The organism is Flavobacterium sp. XS2P24, assembly GCF_030010285.1.
GTDB classification, from domain to species: Bacteria; Bacteroidota; Bacteroidia; order Flavobacteriales; family Flavobacteriaceae; genus Flavobacterium; species Flavobacterium algoritolerans.
This window is the reverse complement of record NZ_JASCRU010000001.1, coordinates 205,077-224,894: the sequence shown is the minus strand read 5'-3', so window position 1 is coordinate 224,894 and position 19,818 is coordinate 205,077. Positions and strand designations below refer to the sequence as shown.

Below are 19,818 nucleotides of genomic sequence, written 5' to 3'. Positions count from 1 at the left end.
AACATCTGTTGGCTCTTAGAATATATTTTGAATCAATAATGTATTACCCATTCAATGCTTCCGCTCCACCAACAATCTCTAAGATTTCATTAGTAATGGCCGCTTGACGTGCTTTATTATAAGTCAGTTTCAATTGATTTCTCAACTCAGTTGCGTTATCAGTTGCTTTGTGCATGGCAGTCATACGCGCTCCGTGCTCTGAAGCAAATGAATCACGAATTCCTTTATACAATTGTGTTTTTAAAGATTTTGGAATCAAAGTCAACACGATTTCTTCTTTTGAAGGTTCAAAAATATAATCTCCAGTCGAAACTGTAAGATCAGATTTTATAGGTGCTAATGGCAAAAATTGTTCTGTTTGAACGATTTGTGTCGCAGCATTTTTAAATTGATTATAAATCAACTCAATTTTATCGTATTCACCTGAAACGAATTTCTCCGTCAATAGATCCGCAATTTTAGCTACATTATCAAAAGTCAAATCGTCAAAAACAGTACTTTGATTATCTACTACTGACAATGTTTTGCTCAAAACATCATTTCCTTTTTTACCAATAGCAAAAATATCAACTTGTTTTCCAGCATAAACTTCCGAACGGCTTTTAGCTTCTTTGATAACATTTGTATTAAATGCACCACACAAACCTCTATTTGAAGTTATGGCTACAACTAAAACTTTTTTAATCTCACGTTGTGTTGTAAACTCTCCACCTGCATCACCTTCAAGTGTAGCAGAAAGATTTTGCAATAATTCCGTTAATTTTTCGGCATAAGGGCGCATTGCTGTGATTGCATCTTGTGCTTTCTTTAGCTTTGCTGCAGAAACCATTTTCATTGCCGATGTAATTTGCATCGTAGATGAAACGGAAGTAATTCTATTACGGATTTCCTTTAAATTTGCCATTTTTTTGTAAGTATTAAGTAGTAATTGTTAAGTAATAAGTAATAAAGAAAACCTTACTACTTACTACTTAAAATTTAAAACTTTTTTAGTTATATTTTGCTGATAATTCTTTTGCTACAGTTTCGATTACATCAGTAATTTCGTCTGTTAATTTTCCTGCTTTCAAAGCATCAAGAGTTGCTCTGTGTTTGTTGTTCAAGAATTCCAAGAAATCTTTCTCAAATTCTCTTACTTTATTCACAGGAACATTTCTCAATAAGTTTTTAGAACCAGCATAGATAATCGCAACTTGATCTTCAACAGTATAAGGATCGTTCAAACCTTGTTTCAAGATTTCAACGTTTCTTTTTCCTTTTTCAATTACGTTTAAAGTAACAGCATCTAAATCAGAACCAAATTTAGCAAACGCTTCCAATTCACGGAATTGTGCTTGATCTAGTTTTAATGTACCAGCCACTTTTTTCATTGATTTAATTTGTGCATTTCCTCCAACACGAGATACCGAAATACCTACGTTAATTGCTGGACGAACCCCAGAGTTAAACAAATCTCCATCTAAGAAAATTTGACCATCTGTAATCGAAATTACGTTTGTTGGGATATATGCAGAAACGTCACCAGCTTGAGTTTCAATAATTGGCAAAGCAGTCAATGAACCACCACCTTTTACAATTGATTTGATAGAATCTGGCAAATCGTTCATGTTTTTAGCAATTCCATCATCTGCAATTACTTTACAAGCACGCTCTAATAATCTACTGTGTAAGTAGAAAACGTCTCCAGGATATGCTTCACGTCCCGGTGGTCTTCTTAATAAAAGAGAAACCTCACGATACGCAACAGCTTGTTTAGATAAATCATCATAAACAATTAAAGCCGGACGACCTGAATCTCTAAAATATTCTCCAATTGCAGCACCTGCGAAAGGAGCATACACTTGCATCGGAGCTGGATCAGAAGCATTAGCAGCAACAATAATAGTATACGCCATTGCACCTTTTTCTTCTAACATTTTAGCAATTCCTGCTACAGTTGACGCTTTTTGTCCAATTGCAACATATATACAGAATACTGGTTTACCAGCATCATAAAATTCTTTTTGATTTAAGATAGTATCGATACAAACAGTTGATTTACCTGTTTGACGGTCACCAATAACTAGCTCACGTTGTCCACGACCAACTGGAATCATAGCATCTACTGCTTTAATACCTGTTTGTAATGGTTCAGTAACTGGTTGACGGAAGATAACTCCAGGAGCTTTTCTTTCCAAAGGCATCTCATATAAATCTCCACCAATTGGTCCTTTTCCATCAATTGGAAAACCAAGGGTGTTTACTACACGACCTACCATTTGTTCTCCTACTTTAAGAGAAGCAATACGTTGTGTTCTTTTAGCAGTTGAACCTTCTTTGATTCCTGTAGATGGTCCTAAAAGTACCACACCCACATTGTCTTCTTCAAGATTCAAAACAATAGCTTCTAATCCATTGTCAAATTCAACTAACTCTCCATATTGAACATTAGAAAGCCCGTAAACACGAGCAATACCATCTCCAACTTGAAGTACTGTTCCTACTTCTTCTAGTGTAGCACCAGATTCAAAACCTTCTACTTGCTTTCTTAATATTGCTGAAATTTCAGCAGGTTTGATTTCCGCCATCTTAATTTATAATTTAGACACTTAAATGTGCAATAAAACTAATTACTTAACTCTCTTTTTAATACTTGTAATCTGTTGGCTACCGAAGCGTTGTATTGCTTGTCGCCTATTCTTAGAATAAATCCTCCAATGATTGAAGCATCTACTATATTTTCTATTGTGATTTTTTTATCCGAAAGGGTTGCAATTTTAGCCAAAACTTGTGCTTCTAATGCTGCATCCATAGCAATAGCTGTAGTAACCTGAGCTACTTCAACGCCATTCATAATATCAGATAATTTACTGTACTCTATTGCGATTGCTTCTAGAATTTCGAATCTTTTGTTTTCAAATAACAAATGAAACAACCCTTGAGTTACGCCATTGATACCTGCAAAAACTTCTAACAGTGCTTTCTCTTTTACCTCAACTTTAGTAGTTGGATTTTGAATAAAAGTACTCAATTCCAAATTACTGCTAATTATTGAAGCAATCAATTTCATGTCGTTATTTACAACTTCGGCAACACCTTTTGAGTTTGCTAAGTCTAGAATTGCTTTTGCATAACGAATTGCTGCTCTTGTACTTGCCATAATTGTTAGTTTAACTTTACGTCACCTAACATTTTCTCAACTAATTTAGTTTGAGCTTCTTTGTTAGATAATTCGTCTTTCAATATTTTTTCTGCGATACTCAATGATAAAGTTGAAACTTGTAATTTCAATTCTGCCATAGCTGCATTTTTTTCGCTTTCAATTGCTGCTTTCGCTTGCTCAATCATTTTCAATCCTTGAGCTTGCGCTTCATTTTTAGCATCAGCAACCATTTTCTCTTTCATTTCACGAGCATCTTTAAGCATGTTGTCACGCTCTAATCTTGCTTCTTGTAAAATACGTTGGTTGTCAGCTTGAAGATTTTGCATTTCTTTTCTAGCATTTTCAGCAGAAAGTAATGCATTTTTAATTCCTTCTTCTCTATCATTAACTGCATCAAGAATTGGTTTCCAAGCGAATTTTTTTAACAAGAGTATTAATCCAACAAATATTGCTATTTGCCAAATAAACAAACCAAACGAAAAATCATTTATTAACTTATCCATTATATCTAATTATAAATTTTAAAGTATGAATTGCTTTTAATCGCAATTTGTAATGTTTTAATTTTAAAAACAATAGTTACAACCAACCGTTGTAACTATTGTTTTTTAAGTTTTAATTACGATGCGAATAACGCAGCGAAACCAATACCTTCAATAAGTGCAGCTGCGATAAGCATAGCTGTTTGGATTTTTCCAGAAGCTTCTGGCTGGCGAGCGATAGCGTCCATTGCTGAACCACCAATTCTACCAATACCTAAACCTGCTCCGATAACAATCAATCCTGCTCCTACAATAGTTGGAATTTCCATAATATATATATTAAAAATTAAACATTCTTTTTTATGGTTTAATCGATGATTTGTTTATTCGTTGAAACGGTTAAACAAATTAACGACTAAACGGTTAACCTATTAATGATGAGCTTCGTCGTGATGATGCTCTTCGTTTCCTGCTCCAAAATAAAGTGCAGATAACATGGTGAAAATATACGCTTGTAAAAACGCAACTAATATTTCAAGGATAGAAAGTGCGAATGCCAATCCAAATGACAAAGTACTTCCAATCCAGCTTTTAAAGATAAACATTAAACCTATAATACTCATCAATACAACGTGTCCTGCTAAAATGTTAGCGTACAAACGTATCATTAATGAAAATGGTTTGATGATTGTTCCCAATAATTCAATTGGAGCCAAAATAAATTTCATTGGAGTTGGCACACCTGGCATCCAGAAAATATGTCCCCAGTAATTTTTATTAGCAGTAAAAGTTGTGATTAAATACGTCAACAAAGCTAGTGATGCTGTAATAGCAATATTTCCAGTTACGTTAAATCCTAGCGGAGTTAATCCTAATATATTTAAAAAGAAAATAAAGAAAAATATAGTCAATAAATAACTCATGTATTTTTTATATCCTTTTTCTCCAATGTTTGGAATGGCAATTTCGTCTCTTACATAAAGAACAAGCGGCTCAAAGAAACGACCAGCTCCTGAAGCAATACCTCCATTTTTAGAGTATGATTTTGCTAAACTTGTAAACAATACAAACATTAAGATTGCTATTCCTAAAATACCGATTACACTTTTTGTAATAGATAAATCTAGTGGAGTTGCATTTGTTGGGTGACCGTGCTCTTCTGTTAAAGTTCCAGAAGCATCCGTTTTGTATATTTTTTCGTGGTGTAATACGTAGAAGTTTCCATTGTGTTCAGCAACTTCTTCACCATGGTGAAATTTTGAAGAAGAAAATACTTGCAAACCATTGTCCCAAAGAATAATTGGCAATGAAAAACCATAATGCGCGCCTGTTTCTTCATTTGCTGAAAAGGTAAAATCATGCGCATCCAAAAGGTGATGATTAATAAATGCCTTAATTTTAGATTTTACATCTGTTGGTTCAGCATGAGCTCCTTCGGCTGCCTCATGGGCAACTTCTGTTTTTACTCTTACAGTATCCTGTTCAGGATTTGCAAAACTAATTAAAGGAAGACACGCTACTAAAGTCGCTAATATAAATCTAAGTGGTTTGTTTGAAATCACCATAACAGTTAATTATCTTAATTTATTACGTTTCTGAAATTTGGTGCAAATGTACATCTTTTATTAATATTCAAAAGAATATAAAAAATTATTTTTGATGGATCTGTTCCTTGAATAACATATTTATTGCTTTTCGTTTAATATACGTATTGTTAATATGGTTTCAATTGCTAAAAAGAGAATAAACATCATAAAAAAATTCTTTTTCTCTATTGCATTGTTTTGAGCTGTAACCTGCAATATAGGCTTTAAAATCAGATAACAAACAATCATTTTAATACTGGTACTCAAAAGAAATGACATACCCACATTATCAAAACTGCGCTCTTTGACTTTTAACAAAACTACAAATACCATAATAGACAAAACCAGAAATACCATATAAAGGGTTTCTATCGAATAATAAAAAGTCGCATCATTTATATCTAATAGATAAAAAGCAACTCGATGAACCACATAAGCCAATCCCGCAAGTGCCAATAAAGACAGAAGCGGTTTGTAATTTTTTAAATTCATTGTATTTATTTTTTGCCGCAACGGCACTAAGGCGCAAAGTTATTTTAATTTATTCGCCCATCCGGACGTTTACAACTCGTTTGTATTCCTTTTTCCTCTTGAAAAATTACTGCATTTTATTGATTTCGTTTACCTGTCGTATCACATTATACAAAGCCAGTGCAACGCCTACCATTACTAAAATTTTACTGTAATATACTTTTGGATGCGGATGACTCTCGTCTAACCAGTCTCCCAGATAGGAAAACAAAAAGATGATGGCCCCCATTTGAATCGGAATGTTAATCAGCGCAAGCCATTTATTCGCTCTTTTTTTGGGATTGTTGTCCATCGTTCTGGATTAGATTTTTTACATTAGTCTTCATTGTACAAGAAGCGCTAAAATCAGCTCCCGGCTCCACCGATAATTTTCCAGTGGTAACTTCTCCATGAATGCTGGCTTTTGATTTTACATTCAGCACTTCGGTTACTTGAATTTTTCCATCAAATTCCCCTTCAATATCTGCATTTTTACATACAATATCTCCGGTAACGCTTCCGGCCGGACCAATAACAATTTTCCCGCCAGACTGGAAATTACCTATCAAGTTTCCGTCTAATCTAAAATCAGCATGCGAAATAATATCACCTTTTATAGTAGTACCTTCAACAATTCTATTGGTTTTACCCAAAAGATCAGTGTATGATTTTTGCTTTTTATCAAACATATTTATGGGTTTTTTGGTGCTAAATAAGTGTCCATATTTTTCTTGATTTGAATCACTTTGTAGTTCTCACCCGAAACCACAATAGCAGGATCGACCAATTTATATTTTACATTATCCTTCAATACAAATACAATGTCTTTAGCATAAAGTTCTGATTTTATTCCGTGAATGGTGATGAAATTTTCTTTTTCAGTATAAATATCATAGGAATAATATAGTTTCTGAGGGCTTTCTGCAGCAACTAACATTTTGATTTTTTCCTCTATTGCTTTTGTATTTTTATCCTCTCGTGAACCTACTCGATATAAAATTTTCCAATTATTTGAGTTTGTTGTACTCAACTCCATTTTCTCTAAAAACGGAATCTGACTCGTCAGGATTTCTTGTGCATTTTTGCCTTCTTCGCTATTTGGATAATTATCCGCTACTACCTGCAATGCATTTTTGTAAGCTGTTACTCCTTTTAGTTTTCCAATGGCATTTGCTTTAAGCAGTTCAAATTTTGATACAATTTCATCTCCCGAAAACTGATTAATCAAAGCGTCTGAGTTCTCTAAAACCGAAACAAATTGTTCTTGTTGGTATAATTTATACCATTTAGTATAGGCACTTTCCGGTGTCTCATTTACTGAAGCCACACTGGAGCTTGTGTTGTTCATAATTTGTGCATAACGAGAATCCGGATATTGAGCCGATATTCTTTTTCTCATCGCTTCCGCTTTACTTGCATCCGTAATTTGATATAGTTTATACAAATTATACATCGATGGCAGCACCAGTTTTTCCTCTGGATTATTGTTTAATAATTGTTCCAGTTTAGCGATGGCCAAATTATTTTCTTTGAATTTTTCTTTATAAATAATTCCTAATTGGTAATACGCAAAATTACGTTCTTTACCTATGCTGTCTATCTCCGTTTGTGCTATGGGAAGTTGTTTCAAATAAAAATCTGTGGTGTATTGCTCCACGATTTTCTCTGCTGTTGAAACCTCTTCAACAGTTTCTTTATCATCATTCAACGGATCAGCCGAAGTTGAATTTACAGCGCTGGATGAGACTCTCCAATTACCATTCGGAGTTCTGTCGCCCCACGTTTTTTTGAATTCTATTTTTCCAAAAGCTACGGTTGTAGGATTATAAAAATAGAAAATATTACCTGCTTGTTGTGTGGAGACATTTGGAATAGCCGGCGGCATCAACGCCGATTTTTTGCCCGGTTTTCCCGGTTCCTGACTAGAAGCCGGATCAATAGAACTGGTTGTACTATTTCTTTCTATGTTTTCTTGTTTTTCTTTTCGTTTTTCTTCTAAAACTCTTTTGACTTCATCCTCTTCTTTTAATTTAACGATGTACTTTTCAAAATAAGCTATTTTACCGCTCTCATTTAATGAAACAACATTTAAAATACTGTCATTTCTTTTGGCAAGAGCCTCATACAAAATCACTTCATCCAGATTAGTTCTAATTTTTTTAATTTTATTATGCTCTCTGGTTTTGTCATTGAGTTTTACCAATGTACTGTCATAATATTTTGCAGCGGCAGGATATTCTGCATTTCTAAAATACATATTTCCTAAATTTCGGTAATTTGAAGCTACTAAATAGGAATCTTTTGAATCTGTTCTTAAGGATAAGTTGTAAAAATCTAATGCTTTCTTCTGGTCGTTTTTTTGATCATAAAACACCGCCATATGATGAAAAATTAAATCTTTATACGGTCTATTTTCTCTGTCTTTTGCCAGCTTATCAAATGTTTTTGTAAAGGAATTGAAATCCCCGTTTTGATAATCAAACAATTCTGCTTTTTTAGCATGCGCCTGAATGACAAATTTCCTGTCTGCTTTTCGGTTCATGTCAATCACTGATTGATACGAAGCTACAGCACTGTCCTTGTATCCTAATTGCTGATACAATTGTCCCAAAACAAAACGATATCGTGCTCTTTCCTGATTTACTTTGGTAAACTCTATGGCTAGTTTTAGTTTAGCAACTGCGCTGTCTTTTTCTTCTAAGTTCAAAAAAGACTCTGATAAAAGCGCATTTGCATCCGCAAAAACTTGTTTTTTTACTTCGTGATCTTCTAATAATTTACTTATGTTTTTTATTACCAAAGCGTCATTTCCTAAACGCATATTTGTTTTTTCACGCCAAATTTTAGCCTCATAAATCTTGCTGCTGTTGGGATATTTGTACAAAATATAATTGAATGCATCAAGTGCGGGAACGAATCGTTGGTCGTAATAACGGGATTTGCCAAGCATAAGATACGCTTCGTCAATTTGAGTGTTTTTCTCTCTTCCGCCAATGTTCATGGAATGTTTCTGGATGGCTTTGGTCGCTTTGGCTTCAGCCAATTCAAAATTTGTGTTTTTAGGTTTTGTTGTGGAAGTGAAGTCTTCTACAATTTGCATTTTTTCTATTGGCAGACGTTTCCAGAAATCGTCATCGCTGTTGGATTTTATTTCCTTGACTCCTTTGTCCAAACCTACTTGACCGTTGTATAAAATATTATATTTTGTACTTAAGGCGTGGGAATTTCTGGCCATAAAAGTATCTCTCTTAGTAGAACAAGCTACTAAAAAACCGAAGAATAAGAAGAAAAATAACTGTTTAAATCTATTGACTTTCAATGGAAAACGTTTTTATCAATTAACTTTTAAATATGCTTTTTAGTATACCGACTGGTAAAAATACGTTTCTTTTTGATATCGTGAAAATTATCAGGGTTTATTTGAGTCTGTTGTGCGCGTGAGGGATGTAACGGAAATCCTTTTTTATTCTTTTTTTTCAAGAATAAAAAGATTGAGAGTGAAAGCCCGACCCGGATTTTTTTTCCGGGTCACGCCCAAATTAAACTCTTATTGGCATTTGAAAGACTAAAAATAAACCGCGAATTAGCGGTTGAGTTATATTCTGTTTAAACCGCAAAAAACGCTTCTAGTTCCTTTAATGTTTCCTCAGAAGTTTGAATATCTTTGACCACTTCGCCTTTATGCAAAGCGACAATCCTGTCACTCACCTCAACGGTGTGCAACAAATCGTGGCTGGAAACCAGCACGGTAACATCCGGATTATCAGCTAAATCCTTGATGATTTTCTTTAATCGAAATTGTGTCGTTGGATCTAAATTAGCAAACGGTTCGTCCAGAATAATAACTTCCGGATTCCCGATTAATGTGGCGATGATGCCCACTTTTTTCTGATTTCCTTTGGATAAATCGCGTAAATATTTTTTGTTTTTAAGGATTTCGCCGTTGAAAAATTCTTCGTGTGTGGCCAATAAAGCATCGACATCGGCTTTATTTTGTCCGCGTAAATCGCCTATGAAATAAAAATATTCTTCGGGCGTTAAGTAGCCAATCAAGAAGCTTTCGTCCAGAAAGGAAGCCGTGAATGGTTTCCAGTTTTCGCTGGTGTTTACTTGTACCTCGGTGTTGACAATATTCCCTGTTGAAGGCTGGATTAAATCCAATAAAAGGCTGAAAAAAGTGGTTTTTCCGGCTCCGTTATTCCCCACTAATCCAAAGCTTTCGCCTTTTTTTATTTCTAAAGTATCTATTTTTAATACGGTTGTTCCGTTGTATGTTTTCGAAAGGTTGTTTACTTGTATCATTTTTGAAAAAGTTTATTCGGTTATTTGTTGATTTCGTTAATCGCTTGATTATCCTTTTTGTTTGTATGCAGCAATGGTCGCGTATTTCTCTGATTTGTAAATTTTCTCAATCAAGGAGAAAACTTTGTTTTTTAATGCAAATCCGATCACTCCCATCGACGCTACTAATGCTAATCCAACATTGGGATTGCCTAATTTAGCACCTAACCAATACATTAAAACGGGCAATCCTAATTGCGGCAGTGAAATTAGCATGGTTTTTACGTTGAATGCTTTTTTATCTCCAAAAGCGCCTTTACCGGAACTCAAATCGATTGGCGTTTTGGTATACGCGCCACCCAACAAGACCAAATGGGAATTGACTCCAATATTATAAATCGCACCTACAACAATGGTTAAATACACCTGCCATCCAAAATAGAGATAGAAAGAAGCTATTGTTGTGGTCACTATTGTAGCGATTACCATCAACCACCATTTAGAGCTCAAATAGCCTTTGTAAGGAATATTTTGCGTCATCATTAACGGATAATAGGCGCTGTCCCAGCTCGGTACAAATTGTCCGAAAGTGATTAAGAATCCTCCCGAAACGAAAATCCCTGCAAAAATGTGCATTACAGGATTATTGTACACTTCAATTGCATTGGTAAAGAAAAGAAAACCATAAAAAAGGAACATTATGCTCAGACCTACAGTGGTTTTTGAACGCTTGTTTCTTTTGATTAATTTAATGTCATTTTTCAAGAAAGTTCCAATGGTTCCAAATTGGTTCAACCAAGTCAACTCCTCCGTTTTGGCAACATCGTGTTTGTTTGACAATCCCGCATCCAGGTATAAATTCTTTTTGAAATACTGGAATGTGATATAATATATAGCGATTAAAGCCAAAACCGGAATGGCAAAAGCCCAATACGTATTGAAAATAGCATCAAAAAATGGCGCGGTATAATCCGTAACATTAAAGAATCCGTAATAGTGTAATCCTCCTAAAACGGCTGCTATTGCTAAGAAAATAGCAAATAAATTGTCTTTATTACTCAGTAGAATGTTTAGAAAATTATTGATAAATATTAAAGAAGACAGCGCGGCATACCAAAGCACCACTGACACTACATCATAACCTTCAATAATCAAAACAACACTAAACGGAATCAAGAAAAAACCATGCACCAAATTGAAGAAGGACAAAACGGTTTTTCCTAAAGAGAAATGAACAATTGTGGATTTTTTTATTGGGAAAATCAACATCGGACGAATGTTCATCACGGGGATTTTTTGCAACAGCAATCGGATGATTAAATCCATCAATACATAATAAATCATGAATTTGTTTACCGTTACAATTGGGTCTAAATTCATTTTCTTCAGAATATAAAATGCCCCGACTCCTAATGCTAAGAAAATTAAAATGAAATAAGCGGCCACGAAACCCATCAGGATTTTTAAAGCCAAATTAGTTGCGAAGGAAGCCGATCTAAAAAATGCTTTCCATTCGAGATAAAGAAATTTTTGAATCATAGTTTGGTTATTTTGGTTTTATAGTATGTAGTCAAAATAAGAAAACGTTACAAATTTTCTAATTTATATTCTGGGTAGGTTTGTTTTAAATAGGCTTCAGCCTTGGAAGGGATGACTCTGAATAAAATATAATTTAAAATTCCAAAAAGCACTATCATAAAACTTACGGAGAAAATCCAATAATCATTTAATAAATATCTTTCTGCACGACTGCTTATTTGAATAAAAAAATAAAACGGAACCGTAAAAGCTCCTGAGGAAACGCCATAATGGTTGATAATTTCTTCAAACAACCATTTCTTTTTATTGGTCTCTTTTTTTATCTTTTTGATTTTCTTATTCTTGTAAAATTCATGAAAAATAAATCCAAAATAAATAATACAAATACCTATTAAAATATAATCGTTGTAAATGCTTGTTTTCAGAATATTAAAAAGTAAAAGGGTCATTACTATCGTTAATAAAATTTTCGGCACTTTAAAAAACGTTTTAAAATGTTGAAACACTAACCGATTGTATTTTTTCCCTAGAGCAGTTTGCCGACTTTCTACCACATCCATAAATCCAAAAACGCCAAACTTCCTGAATTCTTTATGTAGAACTTCGTCAAAAGTAAGCTTGGGATTTTGTTTCCATTCGGTCTCTATGGCGTTAGCCAAATGATCAACTAATTCCGTTTGCAAATCGTAATATTCTACATAATGCTGCCGGGTAAAAAGGTAGAGTTGGTCTATTTGTTGAGGGGTTAGTTTCATAAGAAAAGATTATACAAATTTTAACTTTTTTACTATTTTATGGTGTTCAAAAGCCATCGTTAATTGAAAAATAGAATAAGTAAAGGGAAAACCTAATAAAAAGCAATTGATACAATTATGCCAAAAGGAATTATTGATATCAAAATTTTTTAATGGATTACTAATCATGTTAAACTGAAAAATAAATAAAAATAGTAACCAACCTCTGTAAAGAAACAACCGCCCGTAAGTTGTTTTTATTTTGGAATTCCATATTAAAAACATACTTATAGATGTGGCTAAAACCAATAGTAAACATGCTCCTCTCATTCCTAAACTAAGAATATTAAACGTCTGTTCCAACTGAATATTTGAAACAATAAGAGCTAAAACAAAACCAAAAACAAGAGCTGACAATAATATAATTACAGTCTGTCTTTTAGAATACGAAATGAGTTTATCCACTACAACTCTTGGTGCTTGAAAAAACACTCCTAACCAAGCACTACTTGAAGAAATTACTAATGAACTTTTCCATTTTTCAAAAACTGATTTGTAAACAAGTTCAAATGAAATTTCTTCATTACTCATTTTCTCCTCAATTTCTGAAGCAATGTGGTCTAATAATTCTAATTTGACATCTTGATAAACAAGACCATTTAAAATTAAGGTTTCTTCAATTTGAGCTATTTGTTCTATGGTTAATTTCATCTTCAAAAAATTAAAATTCTAATTTTGGACTTGGGCTCACTAAACTCTGCATGTTTCGAATAAAATCTTCTAGTTCTGAGAGTCGGTTTACGGTTTCTTTCTGCCCGCTTTCCGTGAGTTTGTAATATTTACGCATCCTATTATCCACTTTTTCAATTTCGACATCCAGCAAACCTTCGGCTTCCAGTTTATGCAAAGCCGGATATAAAGCGCCTTCGGTAATGTTGAGTTCGCCTTGGGTAATCACCTTTACTTTCTGCGTGATTTCATACCCGTACATCTTGCCGTTTTCTTCCAGCAATTTCATGATAATCGTATTCAGGCTTCCTTTGTATAGTTGTGAGTTTTTCATGATTCAATCGGTGCAAGTTTTGTGGTATTTCTTACTTTAAAAATCAAATATACATAAGAATCTTATACATAGCAATTTTAGGTATACAAATTTTCAATACTTTTGATTTTTAGAAACCTAATGTGTTTCCTATCTTTGTAAAAAAATAATCACATGCCATCTTTTTTAAAACTAATAATAAAAGAAGTAAAACGCGAAACCAAAGACGCTGTTTCCATACTTTTTAACGTACCTGAGGAATTAAAAGCGAATTATACTTTTGTTGCAGGTCAATATATCAATTTAAGATTAACCTTGGACGGCGAGGAAATTCGCCGCGCGTATTCTATTTGCTCGGCGCCTGACAGCGGAGAATTGCGTATTGCTGTGAAAGCTGTGAAAAACGGTGCTTTCTCTCAGTTTGCTAACACAAAACTCAAAGCTGGAGATGTTCTTGAAGTAGGAAAACCGGAAGGAAAATTTACTTTCGAACCACAAGTTGGCCGACAAAAAAACTACGTCGCTTTTGTAGCCGGAAGCGGAATCACACCAGTACTTTCCATCTTGAAATCAATATTAAAAAATGAACCTAAAAGTTCTTTTGTATTGGTTTACGGTAACAAATCTCCCGAAGAAACCATCTTTCATCAAGAATTACACGATTTGCAATTGCAATATGTGGGTCGCCTTTTTGTACATTATGTTTTCAGTCAAGCCAAAGCAGAAAATGCTTTGTTTGGGCGAATTGAAAAATCGACTGTGAATTTTGTTTTGAATAACAAACACAAAGAATTAGAATTTGATAAGTTCTATTTATGTGGACCGGAAGAAATGATCAATACTGTTTCTGGCGTTTTGAAAGAGCATAATATTAAAGAATCAGCCATAAAATTTGAATTATTTTCTTCTTCTACCAAAGAAAACAAAATAGAAAAATCATTAGAAGGACATTCTAAAATCACTATAATGGTAGATGATGAGGAAACGACTTTCGAAATGTCACAAAAACAAACTGTTCTTGATGCTGCTTTAAAACAAGGCATTGATGCTCCGTATTCTTGCCAAGGCGGAATCTGTAGCAGCTGTCTGGCTCGCGTTACCTCAGGAACTGCCGAAATGACTAAAAACTCTATTCTTACCGATAAAGAAATAGCAGATGGTTTGATTCTTACCTGTCAAGCGCATCCAACATCAGAAACTATTTATGTAGATTATGATGACGTTTAGGAAACTGTTTCATTTTTGGTAGCGGTGTTCAATTAAAAAAAAAAGAGTTTGCAATGTGCAAACTCTTTTTTTTAACTAAATGTTGTAAAAACATCTTGTGATATATAATTTAAGACTTAATTTTTCTAAATTCCTTAATGGTTCAAAAGAACTTTTTTTATTCTTAAAACTATTGTTTCTGGCAAAATAGTTCGCATCGCCTCATCATATCCTTCCACTTTTTTATTTCCATACACCGAAGTGGGTAGTTTTGGAAACTGATTCCTATCCGAAACCAACGCATTTTCTAAAGGCTGATTAAAGGGAGAAAATCCCGCATACGGATGCGTCGCGCCCCAAAGTGAAATGACTTTAACGCCCAACATAGCTGCTATATGCGCATTCCCGGAATCCATGGAAAGCATCACATCCAGATTACTGATGAGTTGCAATTCCTGTTGGAATTTAATTTTGCCCGCCATATTGATGACGTTTTCTTTATTAGCAGAAAACGAATCCAGGATTTCGATTTCCTTTTTTCCACCACCAAAAAGTAAAATTTTATAGTCTAAATTTTTCGATAATTGATTAATAACTTCCTGCATCAAATCCAACGGATATACTTTACAATCGTATTGCGCAAAAGGAGCGATACCTATCAGTTTTTTACTTTTTTCTCCAATTACCGCTAGAATTTCCGGACTCAAAACTGCTTTTTTAGGAAAAACTGTCCCGACACTTCGGGATGATAAATCAACCGTAAAACCGAGTTGTTCAAAAACTTTTACGTGTCTTTCAAACATTGTTGGCAGTTGCTTAAAAACTTTATTTTCGGGTTGCGTCAATGCTTTTTTTTCTGCTCTTCCCTTATCAACCGAAGCTGTTTTTTTTCCGCTTAAAGCAAAAAGGTTTCGGATGATTTTAGAGCGCAACACGTTGTGTAAATCGGCAAAAGCGTCAATATTTAAACCTTTTAAATCTTGGAACAAACGCAACAACCCCATAAATCCTTTGTGACGTTCTTTTTCATCGAAAGCAAAAAAAGTAATATTAGGAATCCCTTCAAAAAAAGGTTTGAAAAAAGGTCTGGAAATCATCGTGATTTTAATTTCCGGATGCTGGTTTACAAAAGTGCGTAAAACAGGAACCGTCATGGCGACATCTCCCATTGCGGAAAGTCTCATGACGGCTATATGTTTGATAGTAGTTGACAATACTGGGTATGCCAAAAATTACTTCTTGTTTTGGTACAAAACAGGATTCAAATCATCATCGTTGTACATTTTCATTTGTTTGTACACTTTCATGAATTTATCTCCATTTTCAATGTCTGTCAATAAATCATCGATAGCCAAAGACAAATCTGTTCTTTGTTCCAATAAAATATTCAACTTTGCTTGACATTTATCTCTATGATCTTGTGAAGCTTCGGCACGAGTAGCTTCTTCTTGCATGTGATAAATTTTCAATGCCAAAATAGACAATCTGTCAAAAGCCCAAGCCGGACTTTCTGAGTTGATTTTTGCATTCTCTTTTACTTTTACATGACTGTATTTTTGAAGAAAATAACTGTCAATATATTCCACCATATCTGTGCGTTCTTGATTAGAAGCATCGATTCTTCTTTTCAAAGTCAAAGCAGCAACAGGATCAATGTTTGGATCACGAATAATATCCTCAAAATGCCATTGAACGGTATCAATCCAGTTTTTGTGATACAACAAATGCTCAAATTTATCTTTTGGAAAAGGGTTATTAATCGGTTGGTCTACATTATCAAACTGATGATAATCTTTAATACTTTGTTCGAATACTGAATAAGCTAATTTTGAAAACATATCTTTATATTTTAAAGGACAAAGATACTTTTTTATACTTTTATAGATTATAAAAATATTTATAAGTTTAATAGCAAAAATAAAAACATGCAAATCCATTATTTATCAGAAGACAATAGCATCCTAAATCATTTTTTAGGACAAATACGAAATGTAAATGTTCACAATGACAGCATGCGTTTCCGAAGAAATATTGAACGAATTGGCGAAATAATGGCGTATGAATTAAGTAAAAAATTACACTACAAAAGTGTCGAAATCCAAACCCCATTAGGTATAAAAACAACAACTGAGATTAAGGATCAATTGGTTTTATGTTCCATTTTACGCGCTGGTTTACCCTTACATTTAGGGTTTTTGAATTATTTTGATAATGCCGAAAATGGTTTCGTATCCGCCTTTAGACACCATCCAAACAATGACGATTATTTTGATATTTTAGTGCAATACCAAGCTATTGCTGCTATAAATGAAAAAAACCTAATATTAGTAGATCCCATGCTTGCAACCGGTCAATCTATTGTTGCCGTTTTCAATAAATTAATGGAAAGAGGGACGCCAAAAGAAATTCACATTGCTGTTGTGATTGCCGCTCCGGAAGGTATTGCTTATCTTGAAAAACATTTACCGGAAAATTGTCATCTTTGGGTTGCTTCTTTAGACGAAAAACTCAATGAGCACAATTATATTGTACCAGGATTGGGAGATGCTGGAGATTTAGCGTACGGTGAAAAATTATAATTGGGAGAAAAAAGCAAAAAAACTGCAGGCAGTCAGCACATACATCACTAATTCCTGATTTAATTTTTCTTGAGGAATTTCAATATGACTGGTTGCCATCATGGCCAAAGGCGCAAATGTAAACAGTAACAAATCATTACTTTTATTAGCCGAAATGAGAAAAATCACAACTCCGATGAAGAAAGAGGCGATGATTTTTTTGAAAGAAGTATGCAACAATTGTGGCCTGTTTGATAATGTGGCAAACATAGAAACCAAGAAAAACAAAGCTACAGTGGCATAAATTGACAAAGCTCCGTTTTGATAATTATTTGTAAAATAGTCGATTTCAAAATTGATTTGTACACTTTTAATGATGTATTCAAGAACATCCAAATCGAAAACTGTTGCATAAATCATGAACAGAATTCCAACAATAAAAAAAGCGATAAAAGGCAATATCCAGTTTCTATAATCTCTAGAAACATGGAAAATTATGGATATAAAAACCAACAATATGAAAATTATACTCCAAAAATGAAATAGTGCCGCTAAAAAAACCCATGAAGAAGCATCAAATATTTTTTCTTTGGAGGCTTTCAGAGATTGCAATGAAATCAATCGGCGAAGCGCCAAAAGAATGAAGAAATTAGACAATATCAGGTTTAAATTATCTAATACTGAAGGAAAAAAAAGTAGAAACAAAAAGTAAAAAAAAACTGTGTAGCTACTGTCTTTACTCAATCCGTTTTTCTTAACAACAAAATTCGTGATAAAAACAGATGCCAATAAAACACAAAATAACATTCCCTTTTTTGAAATTAATACAAAGGAATTCATCCAGGATAAATCTTGAAATTGGTATATAGAAAAGAAAACCAGCATTAAAATTACGACCAATGAAAAATTTAATGGTGTAGATTTTCTAAAAACACTTGTTATCATAAGGATATTTTATACTTTTGTGTTCGTAAATATAATACTTGTTTAAAAAGTAAACCCTGCAAGTTCAAAAAGATTCTTCTAAATAAGAACTTTTAATTCCCAGAGTTCCTCAAAAACAATTAATAAAATTAATTTTATACATTATGAAAGCATTTTTCGAAGGAATACAATACTTATTTGTAAATATTTTATTTGCTCCTCTAGACTTTTTACGCTCATTAGAGCTATCATCATGGTTTGCTGCTAATACAATCAATTGGATTTTCATGATTATTTGTGCTTCGGCAATGGTATATTGGATCAAACAATTGAAAATTTTTGAAGACGCCGGAACAGAGAAGCAAGATACTACCGCTCACTCTTTCTTAAAATAAGAATTAAAAAAAAGTGAACGATAATTGGAAACTATTTTAAGTCGTTTCCAATATCTTTTCTAAAATACATCTTATCAAAATTTAGTTTATCTATGTTTTGGTAAGATTTTTTTATGGCCTCTTCGAAATTATTTCCATACGAAGTTACGGTTAAAACCCTTCCTCCGTTTGAGACTACATTTCCGTTATCGAGTTTGGTTCCTGCGTGAAAAACAATCGAATCTTCAATGTTTTCCAATCCTGAAATTACTTTTCCTTTTTCAAAATCTTCAGGATATCCGCCAGAAACAACCATAATTGTAGTGGCGCTTCTTTCGTCAATTTCCAGATTGATTTCGTCAAGTTTTTCATTGGCTACAGCCAAAAATAACTCCACTAAATCTGTTTTCAATCTCGGGATAACCACTTCGGTTTCCGGATCGCCCATTCTCACATTGTATTCAATTACGATTGGCTCGTTTTTCACATTAATCAATCCGATGAAAACAAATCCTTTGTACGGAATTCCGTCTTTCTGGAAACCATCAATAGTTGGTTTTACGATGCGTGTTTCTATTTTTTCCATCAAAACAGCATCAACATAAGGAACCGGAGAAACAGCTCCCATTCCGCCTGTATTTAATCCTGTGTCGCCTTCGCCAATGCGTTTGTAATCTTTAGCAGTTGGCAATATTTTGTAGTTTTTTCCATCGGTAAGAACAAAACAACTCAATTCTATTCCGTCAAGAAATTCTTCGATAACGACTTTTGAACTAGCATCACCAAATTTTTGATGCACCAACATGTTTCTTAATTCTTCTTTGGCTTCTGCCAAATCCTGAATAATCAAAACTCCTTTTCCTGCGGCTAAACCATCTGCTTTCAAAACATACGGAGGTTGTAATGTTTCCAGAAATTTACAGCCTTTTTCTACCGTTTCTGCAGTAAAACTATCGTAAGCGGCAGTTGGTATTTTATGTTTGATTAGAAATTCTTTGGCAAATTCTTTACTTCCCTCCAGTTGCGCACCAATTTTTGAAGGACCGATAACCGGAATATGACTTAATGCAGCATCGTTTAGAAAGAAATCATAAATCCCTTTTACCAAAGGATCTTCTGGTCCTACCACAACCATTGCTACTTTTTCCTGAATAACAAACGTTTTTATAGCTTCAAAATCAGTTGGGCTAATAGCAACATTAGTAGCTATTGAAGCCGTTCCAGCGTTTCCTGGCGCTACAAAAAGTGTGTCACAAAGCGGACTTTGAATCATTTTCCATGCAAAAGCATGCTCTCTTCCGCCCGAACCCAATAGTAAAATTGTCATGTGTAGTTGTGTTTAGTTGTGGTGCAAAAATAATTGCTTTTGAACTTAAAAAATAATTAATTTTCAAAAAGTTGTTGGTTCTCCGTCATTAGTTGTTGGTAAATATTATTTTT

General features: G+C 33.8%; 22 protein-coding genes. 3 read left to right on the top strand and 19 right to left on the bottom strand.

The window, feature by feature from the left end; genetic code table 11:
* Positions 1–43: 43 nt before the first annotated feature.
* The 15 genes from atpG to QLS31_RS00935 all read right to left on the bottom strand — a co-directional run bounded on the left by atpG (position 44) and on the right by QLS31_RS00935 (position 13,337).
* The gene (gene atpG / locus QLS31_RS01005; RefSeq protein ID WP_099713993.1) at positions 44–904 is read right to left on the bottom strand and encodes an ATP synthase F1 subunit gamma; all 861 of its coding nucleotides are present in this window, start codon (positions 902–904) and stop codon (positions 44–46) included.
* Between the two features lie 85 nt (positions 905–989).
* A complete protein-coding gene (gene atpA / locus QLS31_RS01000; RefSeq protein ID WP_099713992.1) occupies positions 990–2,567 on the bottom strand; it encodes a F0F1 ATP synthase subunit alpha in 1,578 nt (525 codons plus the stop codon).
* A gap of 38 nt (positions 2,568–2,605) precedes the next feature.
* Positions 2,606–3,139, bottom strand: coding sequence for an ATP synthase F1 subunit delta (gene atpH, locus QLS31_RS00995; protein WP_282741875.1), 534 nt, complete (start codon positions 3,137–3,139; stop codon positions 2,606–2,608).
* 5 nt (positions 3,140–3,144) lie between these two features.
* Entirely contained in the window at positions 3,145–3,645 is a 501-nt protein-coding gene (locus QLS31_RS00990; RefSeq protein ID WP_099713990.1) for a F0F1 ATP synthase subunit B, read from the bottom strand.
* A gap of 116 nt (positions 3,646–3,761) precedes the next feature.
* Positions 3,762–3,953, bottom strand: a complete 192-nt coding sequence (gene atpE, locus QLS31_RS00985; RefSeq protein ID WP_073353856.1) for an ATP synthase F0 subunit C — start codon at positions 3,951–3,953, stop codon at positions 3,762–3,764.
* Positions 3,954–4,055: 102 nt separating this feature from the next.
* On the bottom strand, positions 4,056–5,189 hold the full coding sequence (atpB, locus tag QLS31_RS00980) for a F0F1 ATP synthase subunit A (protein ID WP_282741873.1): 1,134 nt from the start codon (positions 5,187–5,189) through the stop codon (positions 4,056–4,058).
* Positions 5,190–5,309: 120 nt separating this feature from the next.
* Positions 5,310–5,702, bottom strand: coding sequence for a hypothetical protein (locus QLS31_RS00975; protein ID WP_099713988.1), 393 nt, complete (start codon positions 5,700–5,702; stop codon positions 5,310–5,312).
* A 106-nt stretch (positions 5,703–5,808) separates the two neighbouring features.
* On the bottom strand, positions 5,809–6,033 hold the full coding sequence (locus QLS31_RS00970) for an AtpZ/AtpI family protein (protein ID WP_282715415.1): 225 nt from the start codon (positions 6,031–6,033) through the stop codon (positions 5,809–5,811).
* A complete protein-coding gene (locus tag QLS31_RS00965) occupies positions 6,002–6,409 on the bottom strand; it encodes a polymer-forming cytoskeletal protein (RefSeq protein ID WP_282741870.1) in 408 nt (135 codons plus the stop codon). The genes QLS31_RS00970 and QLS31_RS00965 overlap by 32 nt, the downstream gene beginning before the upstream one ends.
* A 2-nt stretch (positions 6,410–6,411) precedes the next feature.
* Complete coding sequence (locus QLS31_RS00960) at positions 6,412–9,039, bottom strand: tetratricopeptide repeat protein (protein WP_349238926.1); 2,628 nt, start codon at positions 9,037–9,039, stop codon at positions 6,412–6,414.
* A 287-nt stretch (positions 9,040–9,326) separates the two neighbouring features.
* The gene (locus tag QLS31_RS00955; protein ID WP_282741868.1) at positions 9,327–10,022 is read right to left on the bottom strand and encodes an ABC transporter ATP-binding protein; all 696 of its coding nucleotides are present in this window, start codon (positions 10,020–10,022) and stop codon (positions 9,327–9,329) included.
* 48 nt (positions 10,023–10,070) lie between these two features.
* Complete coding sequence (locus tag QLS31_RS00950) at positions 10,071–11,540, bottom strand: DUF5687 family protein (protein ID WP_282741866.1); 1,470 nt, start codon at positions 11,538–11,540, stop codon at positions 10,071–10,073.
* Positions 11,541–11,587: 47 nt separating this feature from the next.
* Complete coding sequence (locus tag QLS31_RS00945; RefSeq protein ID WP_282741865.1) at positions 11,588–12,295, bottom strand: hypothetical protein; 708 nt, start codon at positions 12,293–12,295, stop codon at positions 11,588–11,590.
* Positions 12,296–12,304: 9 nt separating this feature from the next.
* Complete coding sequence (locus QLS31_RS00940) at positions 12,305–12,985, bottom strand: hypothetical protein (RefSeq protein WP_282711196.1); 681 nt, start codon at positions 12,983–12,985, stop codon at positions 12,305–12,307.
* Positions 12,986–12,995: 10 nt separating this feature from the next.
* A complete protein-coding gene (locus QLS31_RS00935) occupies positions 12,996–13,337 on the bottom strand; it encodes a helix-turn-helix transcriptional regulator (protein WP_282711198.1) in 342 nt (113 codons plus the stop codon).
* 153 nt (positions 13,338–13,490) lie between these two features.
* On the opposite strand from QLS31_RS00935, the gene QLS31_RS00930 reads away from it, so the two are divergent.
* A complete protein-coding gene (locus QLS31_RS00930) occupies positions 13,491–14,543 on the top strand; it encodes a ferredoxin--NADP reductase (protein WP_099713982.1) in 1,053 nt (350 codons plus the stop codon).
* A gap of 134 nt (positions 14,544–14,677) precedes the next feature.
* Here QLS31_RS00930 and QLS31_RS00925 read toward each other — a convergent pair whose 3' ends face one another.
* Both QLS31_RS00925 and QLS31_RS00920 read right to left on the bottom strand, forming a co-directional pair.
* On the bottom strand, positions 14,678–15,706 hold the full coding sequence (locus QLS31_RS00925) for a glycosyltransferase family 9 protein (protein ID WP_282741862.1): 1,029 nt from the start codon (positions 15,704–15,706) through the stop codon (positions 14,678–14,680).
* A 48-nt stretch (positions 15,707–15,754) separates the two neighbouring features.
* Positions 15,755–16,360 (bottom strand): DUF4254 domain-containing protein, encoded by a 606-nt coding sequence (locus QLS31_RS00920; RefSeq protein ID WP_099713978.1) that lies wholly within the window; start codon positions 16,358–16,360, stop codon positions 15,755–15,757.
* An 87-nt stretch (positions 16,361–16,447) separates the two neighbouring features.
* Between QLS31_RS00920 and upp the strand changes: the two genes are divergently transcribed.
* Positions 16,448–17,101 carry a uracil phosphoribosyltransferase gene (gene upp / locus QLS31_RS00915; RefSeq protein WP_282741860.1) on the top strand — a complete coding sequence of 218 codons (654 nt, stop codon included), beginning with the start codon at positions 16,448–16,450 and terminating at the stop codon, positions 17,099–17,101.
* On the opposite strand, the gene QLS31_RS00910 is transcribed toward upp, so the two are convergent.
* Positions 17,096–18,025 (bottom strand): DUF6427 family protein, encoded by a 930-nt coding sequence (locus tag QLS31_RS00910; protein ID WP_282741858.1) that lies wholly within the window; start codon positions 18,023–18,025, stop codon positions 17,096–17,098. The genes upp and QLS31_RS00910 overlap by 6 nt on opposite strands.
* Positions 18,026–18,168: 143 nt before the next feature.
* On the opposite strand from QLS31_RS00910, the gene QLS31_RS00905 reads away from it, so the two are divergent.
* Positions 18,169–18,399 carry a uracil phosphoribosyltransferase gene (locus QLS31_RS00905; protein WP_099713975.1) on the top strand — a complete coding sequence of 77 codons (231 nt, stop codon included), beginning with the start codon at positions 18,169–18,171 and terminating at the stop codon, positions 18,397–18,399.
* 31 nt (positions 18,400–18,430) lie between these two features.
* On the opposite strand, the gene purD is transcribed toward QLS31_RS00905, so the two are convergent.
* Positions 18,431–19,705: a phosphoribosylamine--glycine ligase gene (gene purD, locus QLS31_RS00900; RefSeq protein WP_282741856.1), complete on the bottom strand. Its 1,275-nt coding sequence runs from the start codon at positions 19,703–19,705 to the stop codon at positions 18,431–18,433.
* Positions 19,706–19,818: the final 113 nt, after the last annotated feature.